This window comes from Candidatus Clostridium radicumherbarum, from assembly GCF_045310525.1.
Classification (GTDB): domain Bacteria; phylum Bacillota; class Clostridia; order Clostridiales; family Clostridiaceae; genus Clostridium_AT; species Clostridium_AT radicumherbarum.
The window spans coordinates 91,827-105,602 of the sequence record NZ_JBJHZY010000002.1 but is presented as its reverse complement, the minus strand read 5'-3'; the positions used below and the strand labels follow the sequence as shown (position 1 = coordinate 105,602).

Below are 13,776 nucleotides of genomic sequence, written 5' to 3'. Positions count from 1 at the left end.
CCTTAATTTAATGTTTACTTTTGTCGAATTTTGATATAAATTAATTATATATAAACCTATGATGAGGTGGAATAATAATGAGAAATTTTAGTGCATTTGATATAATAGGTCCTGCAATGATAGGGCCATCAAGCTCGCATACTGCTGGGGCTGCTAGACTTGCTAAGGTAGCAAGAATAATTGCTGGGGGGAATATTAAGTCTGTAAAGTTCCTTTTGCACGGTTCCTTTGCAAAAACTTATAAGGGACATGGAACAGACAAAGCTCTAGTTGCAGGTATTCTAGGAATGGATCCATGGGATGAAAGATTGAAAAACTCAATGGAAATTGCCAAGGACCTAGGAATCAGTGTTGAGTTTATAGAAACAGATCTTGGTGATAGGCATCCAAACACAGTTAAATTTGAAATGACCAGGGATGACGGAAATATAATTAAGGTAATAGGCTCATCAGTTGGAGGGGGAAATATAATAATAACAGAAATTGATGGAGATCCACTTGAATTCACTGGTGAATATCCTACTTTAATCATAAGGCATGAAGATGTACCTGGCATGGTATCAAAGGTTACGGCTCAGTTATATAGCGAAGGAATTAATATTGCCTTTATGAAGGTGTATAGAAGTGATAAAGGTTCAAAGGCAACCATGATTTTTGAAACTGATAATACAGTTACTGAAAAAACAGTAGAAAAGATATCTAAATTAGCCCATATAAGCAATATAAGAGTCATAAATCCTATTACAGAAGTATAAAAAAGAAGGAGAAAATTATGTTCGTAAATCATGGTACAGAATTAGTAGAAATATGCAGTCAAGAAAAACTTTCAATATGGGAATATACACTTTCTATTGAAGAAAAAGAAAGCGGCCTTAATAGAGAAACATTATTAAACAAAATGAAAAAAAATCTCAGTATTATGAAAGAGGCTGCTGAATATGGTTTAAGAAATAAGATAACCTCAGTTAGTGGACTTATAGGCGGAGATGCATATAAACTTCAAAAATATATTGATAAAGGAAATACTTTAACAGGAGAATTCATGGTAAAGGCTATGGCTAGAGCAATTTCCTGCTCTGAAGTTAATGCCGCAATGGGAAAAATAGTTGCCACTCCCACAGCAGGCTCCTGCGGTATACTACCAGCTGCTTTAATAACAGCAGGAGAGAAACTTAATAAAACAGAAGATGACTTAGTAAAAGCACTCTTCACTGCTGCAGGTGTTGGTATCCTCATAGCAAAAAATGCAACTATATCAGGCGCTGAAGGTGGTTGTCAAGCCGAATGCGGTTCAGCTGCTGCAATGGCATCTGCAGCTGTTGTAGAAATGATGGGAGGAACTCCGGAAATGGCTCTTAATGCTGGAGCAATTGTGATTAAAAATATATTGGGCTTAGTCTGTGATCCAATAGCAGGGCTTGTGGAAGCACCTTGTGCTAAAAGAAATGCCTCTGGAGCTGCAAGTGCATTAACAGTAGCAGATATGGTAATGAGTGGAGTGAAAAGTATTATTCCCTTTGATGATGTAGTGCTTGCTATGTATAAAACAGGAAAACAGCTGCCTTGTGAACTAAGAGAAACAGCATTGGGCGGGCTTGCTGATACTCCTACGGGAATTGCACTTAGGAAGAAAATACTCGGTGAATAACTTGTAATAAAAACTCTTGATTCTAAATATAAATATATGAGCACTAATTAATAAAGGTGATTTATTGGGAAGAAGAAAGCTTATAGAAAGCTATTATACCGATTTAAATAATATGGCTGATTTCCTTGGTAAGCTTGTTAGTTCCTATAGACTTCTAATAGGCGGTGCCGAGGAGTTTAATAAAATTGCCCTTGCAAAAAAAAGTGAGGTTAAAGATGCACTTAGGCGTGCTGATGAATTAGGGGAAATTATAGATAATGTAATTGAAACACTAGATAAGCTTTCTTTTAGTTATTTGGATTACTGCAGCTTAAAATCAGAAATAATTAAATGTAAAATGACATCAGAAAATATAGAAACGGAAATAGATGACGATTTAAAATTTGAAAATTTTCCTAAAAAAGATTAAAAAATTAAGGTGTGATTATAAAAATCACACCTTTTTGATTTTGAATTTACTAATCATTAAATATGAAAGTATTATTACTAATATTATAGACAAAGAAGGATTACTATTGGTGTTTATAGTTATAAGAGCATATAGTGCAAGGAAAGTACCAGCAATAGTTATAGGCACACCCATAAATACATTATTGAAGGTGGAAGAATTATATCTAGCAAGTCTATAAGCACCTGAAATAGGAAATAATAAAACCAAGATATAACCTAAAAGTCCTAAATTATGAAATTTATAAAGATCAAAAATTAAAATTGAAGGAGCTACTCCAAAGGATACTAAGTCTGCAAGTGAATCTAACTCCTTACCAATGTCACTTGAAACATTTAAAAATCTAGCAATCCTACCGTCATAACGATCTATGATTCCAGCAATAATTATAAAAAAACATGCCCATCTATAGTTTTGGCTAAAGGTCATTAGCAAAGATAAAACACCACAACCTAAGTTTGAGAAAGTAAAAATATTAGGGACCGCATTTCTTTTAGCCATATAAATCACTCCTTAAGATTCAATAAATAAAAAATAGCAAGTACACAATATAAAATTCATAAAGATAATAAATGCTTTAGTAAATAATTTTTATAAAAAACCAATACAGCATATTATAACATATATTTAATAATTTTTTAATAGTATATTAACTTTTATATTTTAATTTATTAAAGATTATTTTTGTAGAACAAAATTCATATAGATGTTATTATATTATATATATCATAAGCGGGGGCAAATTAATGAAGGATTCTACTATGAACACTATGAAGAATACAATGACCAATACTATTAAGATAATAATTATTTTATGTATTTCTATTATTTTTATTTATTTATTATTTAGATATCAAAAAAGGATTACGCATATTAGACTAAAAGACTTAAGAAGTTATATTATTAGCTTTGGACCATATGCTGCATTTGTTTTTATATTTCTATTTACAATTAAACCAATTTTAATATTTTTCCCAACAATGATTTTTACTGCTATTGCCGGTAATATATTTGGACCAATTTCAGGTTTTTTTCTAACGATTATAGGACTATTTACTTCTGCAACTACAGCATTTTTTCTTTCTAAATGCCTTGGCAAAACTTTTGCTAACAAAATAACTAGAGGAAAATTACTGAAACTAGATGATAATATTGAACAGCATGGTTTTAAAATAATGCTTTTAATGAGATTATCTACTCTTTTTCCCTATGATCCATTAAGCTATGCAGCTGGCTTAACTAAAATAAGCTATTTTGCTTTCATTACTGCCACAATTATAGGAAGTTCACCTGAAATGCTTGCCTATTCCTTTGTTGGACATAATATGCTGCATCCTTCAATACATAAAATTATTGTACCAATACTTATAATCATAGTATTTGCTATTTTAGGCTCTTACCTTTATAAAACAAATGTTAAAGTTAATAAATAAAAAATTCTTATAGTGTATAATATAAACTTTAAGTGAAAAATATTCATATAATAAAATCTCCACGCAGTGCTAAAAATAAGTATAGAAAAAAAGCTTAGACTTTAAGGAGGGAAACTATATGAAGCTTAAAGATATTATGACTAAGAATGTTGCTACTTTAAATGCTGAAGACACTGTTGAGCGAGCAGCTCATCTAATGAAAGAATACAATATAGGTTCAGTTCCTGTATGCAGTGGAGAAGAGATTATTGGCATTATAACTGATAGAGATATTGCTGTAAGGTCTGTAGCTGAAGGGGAGAATTTCAAAAACCAGAAGGTAAGAGACATTATGACCTCGAATCCGGTAATAGCAAATCAGGATATGGATATTCATGATGCAGCTAGAATTATGAGTGAGAGGCAAATAAGAAGACTACCAGTTGTTGAAAATAAGAACATAGTAGGCATTATTTCTCTAGGTGATTTAGCGGTAGAAAATAATTTAAAGGATAATGCTGGAGAAGCATTAAGTAATATTTCTGAGCCAAGTTCTCCTTTAATGTAAACTTATTGAAAGAATCCACAAGATATCTTTATTGCGTCTTGTGGATTTTATTTTTAAATAATATAATATAAAATGTTAAGATACTATCTACAGAAGGTGAAAATGGTATGAAAAAAGTTAAATTTATTTATAATCCCTTATCAGGTGAAAACACTATTATTTCTGACCTAGATAAGGTAATTGATATTCATCAAAAATATAATTATACGGTTATCCCATTTAGATTAAGCTTTGACTGTGAATTATCAGAGGCTTTTGAAGATATTGAAGAAGACTATAAATATATTTTAATAGCAGGTGGAGACGGAACTGTTGACAGTGTTGTTAATGAAATGAAGCACTTAAATATTAATTTACCAATAGGAATACTTCCTGTAGGAACAGCAAATGACTTTGCCAAGTTTTTGTGTATACCTCAAGAAGTAGATAAAGCATGTGAACAGATTTTAAACAGTACTGCCAGGAAAATAGATATTGGTAGAGTGAATGATAAATATTTTGTAAATGTTGCAAGCACTGGACTTTTTACAGATATTTCACAAAAAACCAGTGTAAATCTAAAAAATACTTTGGGTAAGCTTGCTTATTATGTAAAAAGTTTAGAACAGCTTCCCAATTTTAAAAAGCTGAAAATAAGAGTCAAGTCAAAAGAAGTTAAATATGATGGAGACATGTATTTAATGCTTATTTTTAATGGTCAGACGGCAGGAAATCTTAAGTTCGCCTATAAGGCTGAAGTTGATGATGGATACTTGGATGTTATAATTATTAAACCAAACATGATTAAAGATATGATAGCGCTATTTATTAAAATGCTTAGAGGAGAACACCTTGATGACCCTAATAATTTAATTTACTTTAAAACTAAGAAACTTCAAATTGAATGCCATGAAGATATAGTTACAGATATTGATGGTGAAAGAGGACCAGATTTTCCACTTACTATTGAGTGCATCAAAGGAGGAATAAAAGTATTAGGCTTTAAGAACACCGATTGTAATTAAAAATAGAATAAAAATCATTATAAGTTAATAAATATAAGTAATAACTGTATAAAAAGGTGGAGTTTTATGAGTATGTATTACATTTATCTCATTTTGTTATTACTTATTTTTGTGCTTTTATTTATGGGCATTAACTTAAGCATAAATTTTGCTCCAGCAAAAATAAAATTTATAAGCGTTTTTGCATTATTATTATTAGCTGTAAGATACATAATTATTTTTATTTTTTTTATGTCCAGTAATATTAAATATTTATATCTATTAAAGCCTGGAGTTTTTTTAAATTCATTATGCATACCCATATTAGCCATGATCTCAATATATATTTTAGCTAGAAAAGATAAGCTTAAATTGACATATATTATTATTGTGAGTATTGTATTATTAGTAGTATATATGTTTATTGTTTTTACTATGAAAACAAATATAGATATCTACAAGAATCTTGGCTACAGAATGTATTTCGAGAGTAATAATATATTGGATGCAATGTATTTAATATTAAATACTTTATTCTTTTTTACTGCTATAATTTTATTAAGCTCTAGTGTGACAAATAAATTTGGAATGAGGCTAGCGTTAGCTTCAAGCCTTATACTGATGCTAGAAATTGTAGTTAAAAGCGTTGGATTTAGCATATTCCCTTTCATTTCATTAGGAGATATTTTTTGGTTAATTACTGTGAACTTTTCTTTAAATAGGTTAAAGAAATCATAAATTACTTATGAAAAGGCGGATTTAATTGTGAAGATATTACTAGTTTCAGATGAAGAAAGCCCTTTTATATGGGACTTTTTTCAACCAGAAAAGTTTAGAGACATTGATTTAATAATTTCCTGTGGAGACTTAGATGCAAAGTATCTCTCTTTTTTGGTAACTATGATTAAAGCACCGCTTTTTTATGTGCCAGGTAATCATGATGTTAGATATATTAATGAACCTCCTGAGGGCTGTGATAACATAGATGGAAACTTAGTAAAATTTAAAAATTTAAGGATTCTTGGGCTAGGAGGAAGTCACAAATACAGTAATGCTTCCTGCCAGTATACTGAAAAGGAAATGGGAAGACGTATTTTAAAGCTGCAGCCTAAATTGTTTTTAAATAAAGGCTTTGATATTCTAGTAACCCATGCGCCGGCCTTTGGAATTGGAGATGAAAATGATTCCTGTCATAGGGGGTTTAAGAGCTTTATTAATTTAATGGATAAGTATTCTCCTTCCTTTTTCTTTCATGGACATGTTCATTTAAACTATGGTAGAAAGCCTAGATTTAATAAATATAAGAATACAAAAATAATCAATGCATATGAATACAATATAGTAGAGCTATAAAAATAATCCGCTATAGGAAATAATAGCCCTTGTCATCTACTTGACAGGGGCTAATATAATTACAGCGTATCTACATTGTCTACATACCAATCCATGGATAAAATATCTTCATAGGAAGCGGTTTCACCACTTTTAATTTTGGGGTTTCTTTCTTTATCATAAATAGGTCCTGTAAAAGGATGATATTCCTTAGAAATTATCAACTTCTTTAAAAGATTTACAAGCTTTTGGGTTTCCACTGGCACTAACTCTTTGGAATAAAAAATGTCCACAACACCTGTATCGATGCCCCACCAAAGGTTTAACTGCTTATTACTGGAATTAAATACATCAACCTTAGAAATAAATGTATTACTCAATATACTACTTATTATCCTTTCGTAGAATTTTCCCCAATTCCAGATAGGCGTTGCTAAGTATTTATCTGGCATACCTTTGTCTTTATCTATTGTACAGAGCATGGAATATACACCAAAATCCTTAGAAACAGGGTGTGGAACTTCAATAGTTCTATTACATATTATATCAGCGCCTGATGTAATAAGTTTGCTTCCTGCATCTGTAAACTTTATTCTGCTGTTCCATTCATTTGTCCAAGCAACTTTAACAATTGCATATGGATTAACCATTTTTGCACCTAGTGCAAAGGCGTTAATTGAACTTATAACTTCGGGTGTGGGGCTAGTTGCTGTATATCCAATTATATTATTCTTAGTCATGGAGCCAGCAATAATACCAGTTAAAAACCTAGGTTCATAGGTTCTTCCAAAGTAATTGCTTACATGGGTATATGGCTGAGCCTCAGAGCAGTTAAAAAATTTTATCATAGGGAACTCAAGGGCACATTTTAAAGCTGAATTTAAATAAACAGGGCTTGTAGTAAAAATTATGTCATATCCATCTTCTGCTAAGCTCTTAAATTCCTTATAAGCATCATTATTTTCTGGAACATTTTCTACATAGGTGGTAGAAATTTTATCTCCAAGTACTTCTTCTATATGCATTCTACCAAGTTCATGAGCATAAGTCCACCCAGAGCCGTCTATAGTTCTGGCATAAGCAAAAGCTATTTTTAATTTTTTCTTTGGTATTACAAATGAGGTTATAGTATTTATGACATTCTTTTGGCTTATTTCTATAGGAGCAGTGGATAAATCTAGTTTTTCATTATTTGATATTGCCTCTAGTTCTTTTATAAATTCCTTCATTCTCTGCATAAGTCTTACTTCGTTTAAGGTTCTATGAATTCCGTATATTTTTAAATATTCAAGTAAAGCATCCCCTGTTGAAATGGAAAGTTTATCACCACCGGCCTCTAAAAATATTCTTCTAAAAGTATTATAAATATAAACTTCAAAATATTTATACTTATTTTCAAAATAAGAGTTATCCGGAGAAAAATTTTCAAGGGCTTCTAATAATTTATTATAGCTTCCTTCCTTAGTAAACCAAATAGAATAAATCCCAGTAATTTTATTGAAATTAAGAAATTCGAAATAAAGTCTGCTTTCTATATTATTAATATCATATTTCGGAATTAATCGTGTAACTTTTGCAGAAATGGAGTAGGCATTAAAGTATTTTAATACGCTAACCCGTTTATTTCCTTCAATTACATAGTACCAGTTCATATATTCATAGACTTTAATCGGGTCTCTAATGCCCTCGTTTAAATGAGCTAAGCAAAGGGAGGACCACTTTTCCTTAAATTCTGTATCTAATAGAGGCATGAAGTTTTTAGAAAAGGATAGACTTCTAATATGAGTATATGTGCCAACAACTTTTTTTAATGGAATCTCTATAAGCCCTATATTCACCTGAGAAACTACATCTGCTTTATTTATAATATCCTCTAAAGAAGGAAGATAACCTGATTGTCCTTTTGAGGAATTCCTATTATATTCTTTTACAGCTTGCTTTCTGGCATCATTAAAGTGATCATATCCATCATGTTCCATACCTTACTTTCACCTCATTTCAATCATTAGAAGAACAAGGGTAATAAACTTTCTCGTTTCTTTAAATTTAGTATAGCATATAATATATTAATATTTAACAATTAAAAAAGGTATGCTAAATAAACAATATCATTAGCATACCTTATGTGGTCATTTACATAAATCACATTGAAAATTAAGTGTTATTAGTGATCTTTGCCATTTTAAATGGTTAATGTCTTTTAAAACCATTTTTTACTTTTGGCTGAACCGGTGGAATTAGGCATTTCTTATCATATCCTATTAAGTCTTCTCTATTGGCTTTAATTAAAGCTTCCTTAACTATTTTATAGTTATGCGGGAGTCTATATTGAAGCAGCGCTCTTTGCATATTTTTTTCTTTCTGCTCCTTTGGTACATAAACTTTTTCATTTGTAAATGGATTAATACCTGTATAATAAATTGTGGTGGAAAGACTTCCTGGCGTTGGATAAAAGTCTTGTACCTGTTCAGGAGTATAGCCCATTTCCTTAATGTAAAGTGCAAGTTCGATGGCATCCTTCAATTCACTTCCAGGATGACTTGACATTAAATATGGAACTAAAAATTGTTTTTTGCCTAATTTTTTATTTATCATATTATACTTGTTTACAAAACGATCATAAACTTCTCTAGTTGGTTTTCCCATTTGGGCGAGAACTCTTTCACTTATATGCTCTGGCGCTACCTTTAATTGGCCGCTTATATGATGCTCACACAACTCTTTAAAGAATTCATCTTTTTTATCATATATTAGATAGTCATATCGTATTCCAGATCTAATGAATACCTTTTTAACCCCTGGAAGCTTTCTTAACTTTCTAAGTAAACTTAAGTATTCATCATGACTTACAATTAAATTTTTACAAGGACCTGGATGCAGACATTGTTTATTTTTACAAACACCATGAGTTTCTTGAAGTTTGCAGGATTTATGCCTAAAGTTTGCTGTAGGACCACCTACATCATGAATATAACCTTTAAAGTCCTTATCTTTAATTATTTCTTCAGCTTCCTTTATAATGGAGCCCTGGCTTCTATTTTGTATTGTTCTCCCTTGATGTAAGGTAAGTGCACAGAAGGAACAGCTTCCAAAGCAGCCTCTGTGGCTAACTATGGAAAATTTAACTTCATTTATGGCTGGTATTCCTCCTTGAGCTTCATACACAGGATGATAGGTTCTAGCATAAGGCAGATTATAAACCTCATCCATTTCTTCCTGAGTTAGGGGGAGGGATGGAGGATTTTGAATTACAAATCGGTCACAATGCTTTTGAACAAGGGCTTTTCCTCTTATACCATCTTGTTCGTAGGATTCTAATTTAAAACTTTCAGCATAAGCTTTTTTATCAGTGGCTACAGCTTCAAAAGAAGGCAATTCTATAAACTTATCTAAACCTTCTGTAGTTTTAGATATAAAAACTGTTCCTTTTACATTTGTAAGCTTTTCTATCGGCATTCCGTACTTAAGCATATTTGCGATTTCTATTATTGGCTTTTCTCCCATGCCAAAAACTAAAATATCTGCTTTGGAATCAATGAGTATGCTTCTTCTTACTTTATCCTCCCAATAATCATAATGCGCAAATCTTCTGAGACTTGCTTCAATTCCACCTAGGATTATAGGTACATCTTTGTAAGCTTCCTTTGCTCTATTTGCATAGACAATAACTGCCCTATCTGGTCTATAGCCGCTTTTACCACCTGGGGAGTATAAATCATCGCTTCTTCTTTTTTTAGCAGCAGTATAATGATTAACCATGGAATCAATATTTCCGGAATTGATTAAGAAACCCAGCTTTGGTTTACCAAGACGCTTAAAGTCATCAGAATTGTTCCAATTTGGCTGAGCAATTATTCCTACAGTAAAACCTTCATTTTCTAAAATTCGTGCTATAACCGCAGTACCAAAGGAGGGATGGTCTACATAAGCATCACCTGTAATAAAGACAAAATCAAGTTCCTTAATACCATTATCTATTAAATCCTTTTTGCTAATAGGAAGGAATTTATTTTTTAAAGTCCTGGACTTATTATTCATTTAGATATCATCCTCTCATTTCACTTAAAGGCAGTGAAATAAACATTTTATAAATTCTCTTAATATATTAGCATAATACTTGTTATAATAAAATCTATTTTATTATTAGGATGAAGTCAAATATTAATATTCTAGTGAGGATATATTATGAAAAATGAATACGCTAATATAAAAAAACAATTTTAGTAAATGAACATTAAGATAATCAAATAAAACAAGAGAAATAATGGTGAAAACATTACCAAGAGAAACCTAATATAAAAAATCGAGGAAATTTAATTATTTTTTGCAAAATATAGTTGCATTTAAACTTTTTTGTACTATAATAGTTAGTGAAAAGAAAATATTGTTTGTTAGGTGAGGCTCCTATATGGACATACGCTACTACCCGGAAACATCGAGAGATGCCAATGGGTCAACAGGTACTACCGAATTAAGGTTTTACTTAGTGTAGCTGGACTTTTAGTCATACGCTGTATAGTGCTAAAACTCAACGAGAATTAGAAAACTATTGTTGAATTTTAGAGCCTTTTTGGGCTCTTTTTTATTTCAACATCAAAATTGCATAATATTTTGTGTAGTTTGAAGAATAATTAAGGAAGGTGATTTTTTTAATGGACAGTGGTCCCTATTACAGTTATATAAAAATTAAATATTATTTGGGGAGTGTACTGTTTATTAAATAACCTTCAGTCATTCTCCAAAGAAAAAGGAGGATGCGCTATGGTAATGAATAGTTTTTATTTAAGTAGAATTTTAGGTAATAAAATTTATACCTCTGATCATCAGGTTATAGGAAGAATAAAGGATTTTGCTGTTAATAATGACATAAAAAACCCTAAGGTAATTGGTGTTAAAGTAAAAACTGGTGAAGGTATAAGATATTTAGATTGGAATAATGTAAATGTTACTAAAGAGAAAGGACAATATGTATTAGTTTGCAGCGCTATAAGAGATATAGATGTAAGCAATATAATGCTACTTGGAAGCCATGTTTTGGACAGACAAATTATAGATGTTAACGGAAGAAAAGTTGTAAGGGTAAACGACATTAGACTTGCTAATTTATCTTCCGGTCTTTTTGTAATTGCTGTTGATATTGGTACAGAGGGTATTCTTAGAAGACTAGGACTTGCAAAACCTTTAAAAAGAATTGGATTTGATATTTCCAGTAAACTTATGCTTTGGAACGATGTTCAAACAACTTTTGCAAGTAATGATATTCAATTATCAAAAAGTTACAATAAACTTTCAATTCTTCACCCATCAGATTTAGCAGATATAATAGAGGACTTTGATACAAATACAGGTATGGCCATTTTTTCAAGCCTTGATAATGCAAAGGCAGCAGATGTTTTAGAAGAAATGGAAGAAAAGGCTCAAGTAAATATTTTAAACAAAATGTCACCCGATAAGGTTGCAGATATTCTAGAAGAAATGCCTGCTGATGAAGTTGCTGACATTCTAGATGGACTTGGCGAGCATAAGGCTGAAGAGCTCTTAAATAACATGGAAAAAGAAGATGCAGAAGAAGTCAGAGAGCTTATGGAGTATGAAGATGAAACTGTAGGAAGTATTATGAATAAGGAATTCATAGCTTTTGATGTAAATATTACTGCTGAGCAAACCATCGAACGTTTAAGAGAACTTAAGCCAGATAATGAGGTTGCATACTACATTTATATTATAGATGAGAACGATAAGCTTCAGGGAGTTGTTTCTCTTAGGGATTTAGTAGTATCATCTCCAGAAAAAAAATTAAGAGAAATAATGGATACAAATGTTATAAAAATTATTGATACTGAAAGTATGAATGATTCTATTGAGCTTTCAGTAAAATACGGCCTTCTTTCTATTCCAGTTGTTGATGAGGAAGATAAACTTTGCGGTATTGTAATAATGAGCGACCTAGTCGACGAAGTATTTCTTCCAACCTGGAGAAGAAAATTTAAAAAGGTTAGTTAATAGGTATAAGATTTCTTATGCTGCTTAACCTTAAAGAAAGAAGGTTGAATAAATGAAAAATAGATGGAGCACATTTTTAATAGTTTTAAGTATCCTTGGGCCTGGTTTTATAACAGCAAATGCAGGAAATGATGCTGGCGGAGTAACTACTTATTCAGTGGTAGGTGCACAATATGGGTATTCAATGCTCTGGGGATTATTTGCTATTGGAATAGGTCTTGCTGTTATTCAAGAGATGAATTCAAGAATGGCTGTAGTAACTGGAAAGGGATTAGCAGATTTAATTCGAGAAAGATATGGAGTAAAGTTAGCGTTTTTGGCTATGGCTGTACTATTAATTGCTAACGTTGGGGTTTGTATAGGAGACTTTGCTGGAATTGCTGCGAGTATGGAGTTATTTCATCTAAGCAAATATATGACTATACCCATAATTATTTTTATGATCCCATTTATTCTCTTTAAAGGGAATTACTCTACAGCTGAGAAAGTATTTTTAGGACTTACTCTTACTTTTATAGGCTATGTAATTACTGCTTTTTTAGTTAAACCGCATTGGGGAGGAGTTTTTTCTAGTGTTGTGAAACCAAATGCAAAATTCACCAAGGATTATGCACTTACATTAATTGGAATGGTGGGTACAACTATAACGCCCTATATGCAGTTTTATCTGCAATCTTCAATAGTTGATAAAGGAATAACACTTAAAAATTATAAGTATGAGCAATTAGATGTATATTTTGGAACTCTTTGGGGAATATTAACAGCTTTATTTATAACTGTCTGTACTGCAGAAACTTTATATAAGTTTGGAATAAAAATCAATACAGCTCAAGATGCTGCCTTAGCATTAAAACCCTTAGCAGGTGATTATTCTTTTATATTGTTTGCCATTGGTTTGTTTGGGGCCTCACTTTTAGCCTGTTTTGTTATTCCTCTTTCAACATCCTATGCTATTTGCGAGGCCTTTGGTTTTGAGAGTGGTCTTGATAATAAATTGAAAGATGCACCAATATTTTTTGGACTACTGCTGTCTATTATTATTGTAAGTGGCTTAATAGTCCTAATTCCAGGGATTTCACTTATAAAAATAATATTAGCAACACAGCAGCTTGCAGGTGTGTTAAGTCCTGTCATTCTTATATTTATGCTAAATCTTATAAATGACAAAGAACTGATGGGAGAACATACAAATAATAAATTACAAAATCTTATTGCAAGAGCTACAGTAATTCTAATAATATTTCTCACTATTGCAGCTTTTGTAGGAAGTTTTATTTAAATTTTGCTTTGTATTATGCCCTGGTAGTTTAAATACTACCAGGGTTTTATATTTTGTAGTGCATTAATTTAGAAAAAAAGCACAAAATAAGCATACCTATTTA

The 13,776-nt window shown here is 31.3% G+C and carries 13 protein-coding genes and 1 riboswitch; of the genes, 10 read left to right on the top strand and 3 right to left on the bottom strand.

The features are described from left to right. Nucleotides 1-77 precede the first annotated feature (77 nt). From sdaAB to ACJDUH_RS10300, 3 genes are all read left to right on the top strand, one after another. Entirely contained in the window at nt 78-755 is a 678-nt protein-coding gene (gene sdaAB / locus ACJDUH_RS10310) for an L-serine ammonia-lyase, iron-sulfur-dependent subunit beta (RefSeq protein WP_406765132.1), read from the top strand. A gap of 17 nt (nt 756-772) precedes the next feature. Continuing rightward, entirely contained in the window at nt 773-1,648 is an 876-nt protein-coding gene (sdaAA, locus tag ACJDUH_RS10305; RefSeq protein ID WP_406765131.1) for an L-serine ammonia-lyase, iron-sulfur-dependent, subunit alpha, read from the top strand. A 64-nt stretch (nt 1,649-1,712) separates the two neighbouring features. Then, nucleotides 1,713-2,057, top strand: coding sequence for a hypothetical protein (locus tag ACJDUH_RS10300; RefSeq protein WP_406765130.1), 345 nt, complete (start codon nt 1,713-1,715; stop codon nt 2,055-2,057). 24 nt (nt 2,058-2,081) lie between these two features. Here the strand turns inward: ACJDUH_RS10300 and pssA are convergent, their stop codons facing one another. Further along, nucleotides 2,082-2,597, bottom strand: coding sequence for a CDP-diacylglycerol--serine O-phosphatidyltransferase (pssA, locus tag ACJDUH_RS10295; RefSeq protein WP_406765129.1), 516 nt, complete (start codon nt 2,595-2,597; stop codon nt 2,082-2,084). A gap of 245 nt (nt 2,598-2,842) precedes the next feature. Between pssA and ACJDUH_RS10290 the strand changes: the two genes are divergently transcribed. From ACJDUH_RS10290 to ACJDUH_RS10270, 5 genes are all read left to right on the top strand, one after another. Continuing rightward, complete coding sequence (locus tag ACJDUH_RS10290; RefSeq protein ID WP_406765128.1) at nt 2,843-3,529, top strand: TVP38/TMEM64 family protein; 687 nt, start codon at nt 2,843-2,845, stop codon at nt 3,527-3,529. Nucleotides 3,530-3,647: 118 nt separating this feature from the next. Further along, entirely contained in the window at nt 3,648-4,076 is a 429-nt protein-coding gene (locus tag ACJDUH_RS10285; RefSeq protein WP_406765127.1) for a CBS domain-containing protein, read from the top strand. 107 nt (nt 4,077-4,183) lie between these two features. Then, complete coding sequence (locus ACJDUH_RS10280; RefSeq protein WP_406765126.1) at nt 4,184-5,080, top strand: YegS/Rv2252/BmrU family lipid kinase; 897 nt, start codon at nt 4,184-4,186, stop codon at nt 5,078-5,080. Between the two features lie 309 nt (nt 5,081-5,389). Continuing rightward, complete coding sequence (locus tag ACJDUH_RS10275; RefSeq protein ID WP_406765125.1) at nt 5,390-5,797, top strand: hypothetical protein; 408 nt, start codon at nt 5,390-5,392, stop codon at nt 5,795-5,797. A 27-nt stretch (nt 5,798-5,824) separates the two neighbouring features. Further along, the gene (locus ACJDUH_RS10270; protein WP_406765124.1) at nt 5,825-6,412 is read left to right on the top strand and encodes a metallophosphoesterase family protein; all 588 of its coding nucleotides are present in this window, start codon (nt 5,825-5,827) and stop codon (nt 6,410-6,412) included. A gap of 59 nt (nt 6,413-6,471) precedes the next feature. Here the strand turns inward: ACJDUH_RS10270 and ACJDUH_RS10265 are convergent, their stop codons facing one another. Both ACJDUH_RS10265 and ACJDUH_RS10260 read right to left on the bottom strand, forming a co-directional pair. Beyond that, complete coding sequence (locus tag ACJDUH_RS10265; protein ID WP_406765123.1) at nt 6,472-8,370, bottom strand: BMP family ABC transporter substrate-binding protein; 1,899 nt, start codon at nt 8,368-8,370, stop codon at nt 6,472-6,474. 211 nt (nt 8,371-8,581) lie between these two features. Beyond that, nucleotides 8,582-10,429, bottom strand: coding sequence for a YgiQ family radical SAM protein (locus tag ACJDUH_RS10260; RefSeq protein ID WP_406765122.1), 1,848 nt, complete (start codon nt 10,427-10,429; stop codon nt 8,582-8,584). Between the two features lie 342 nt (nt 10,430-10,771). Then, a riboswitch (M-box (ykoK) riboswitch) is annotated at nt 10,772-10,937 on the top strand. 215 nt (nt 10,938-11,152) lie between these two features. Between ACJDUH_RS10260 and ACJDUH_RS10255 the strand changes: the two genes are divergently transcribed. After that, nucleotides 11,153-12,394 (top strand): magnesium transporter, encoded by a 1,242-nt coding sequence (locus ACJDUH_RS10255; protein ID WP_406765121.1) that lies wholly within the window; start codon nt 11,153-11,155, stop codon nt 12,392-12,394. Nucleotides 12,395-12,446: 52 nt separating this feature from the next. Then, nucleotides 12,447-13,673: an NRAMP family divalent metal transporter gene (locus ACJDUH_RS10250; RefSeq protein WP_406765120.1), complete on the top strand. Its 1,227-nt coding sequence runs from the start codon at nt 12,447-12,449 to the stop codon at nt 13,671-13,673. Nucleotides 13,674-13,776: the final 103 nt, after the last annotated feature.

Coding starts and splice junctions, on each gene's coding strand:
- ACJDUH_RS10260 (WP_406765122.1), bottom strand. CDS start 10,429: ATGAATAATAAGTCCAGGACTTTAAAAAATAAATTCCTTCCTATTAGC.
- ACJDUH_RS10280 (WP_406765126.1), top strand. CDS start 4,184: ATGAAAAAAGTTAAATTTATTTATAATCCCTTATCAGGTGAAAACACT.
- ACJDUH_RS10285 (WP_406765127.1), top strand. CDS start 3,648: ATGAAGCTTAAAGATATTATGACTAAGAATGTTGCTACTTTAAATGCT.
- sdaAB (WP_406765132.1), top strand. CDS start 78: ATGAGAAATTTTAGTGCATTTGATATAATAGGTCCTGCAATGATAGGG.
- ACJDUH_RS10290 (WP_406765128.1), top strand. CDS start 2,843: ATGAAGGATTCTACTATGAACACTATGAAGAATACAATGACCAATACT.
- ACJDUH_RS10250 (WP_406765120.1), top strand. CDS start 12,447: ATGAAAAATAGATGGAGCACATTTTTAATAGTTTTAAGTATCCTTGGG.
- sdaAA (WP_406765131.1), top strand. CDS start 773: ATGTTCGTAAATCATGGTACAGAATTAGTAGAAATATGCAGTCAAGAA.
- ACJDUH_RS10265 (WP_406765123.1), bottom strand. CDS start 8,370: ATGGAACATGATGGATATGATCACTTTAATGATGCCAGAAAGCAAGCT.
- ACJDUH_RS10255 (WP_406765121.1), top strand. CDS start 11,153: ATGGTAATGAATAGTTTTTATTTAAGTAGAATTTTAGGTAATAAAATT.
- ACJDUH_RS10275 (WP_406765125.1), top strand. CDS start 5,390: ATGATCTCAATATATATTTTAGCTAGAAAAGATAAGCTTAAATTGACA.
- pssA (WP_406765129.1), bottom strand. CDS start 2,597: ATGGCTAAAAGAAATGCGGTCCCTAATATTTTTACTTTCTCAAACTTA.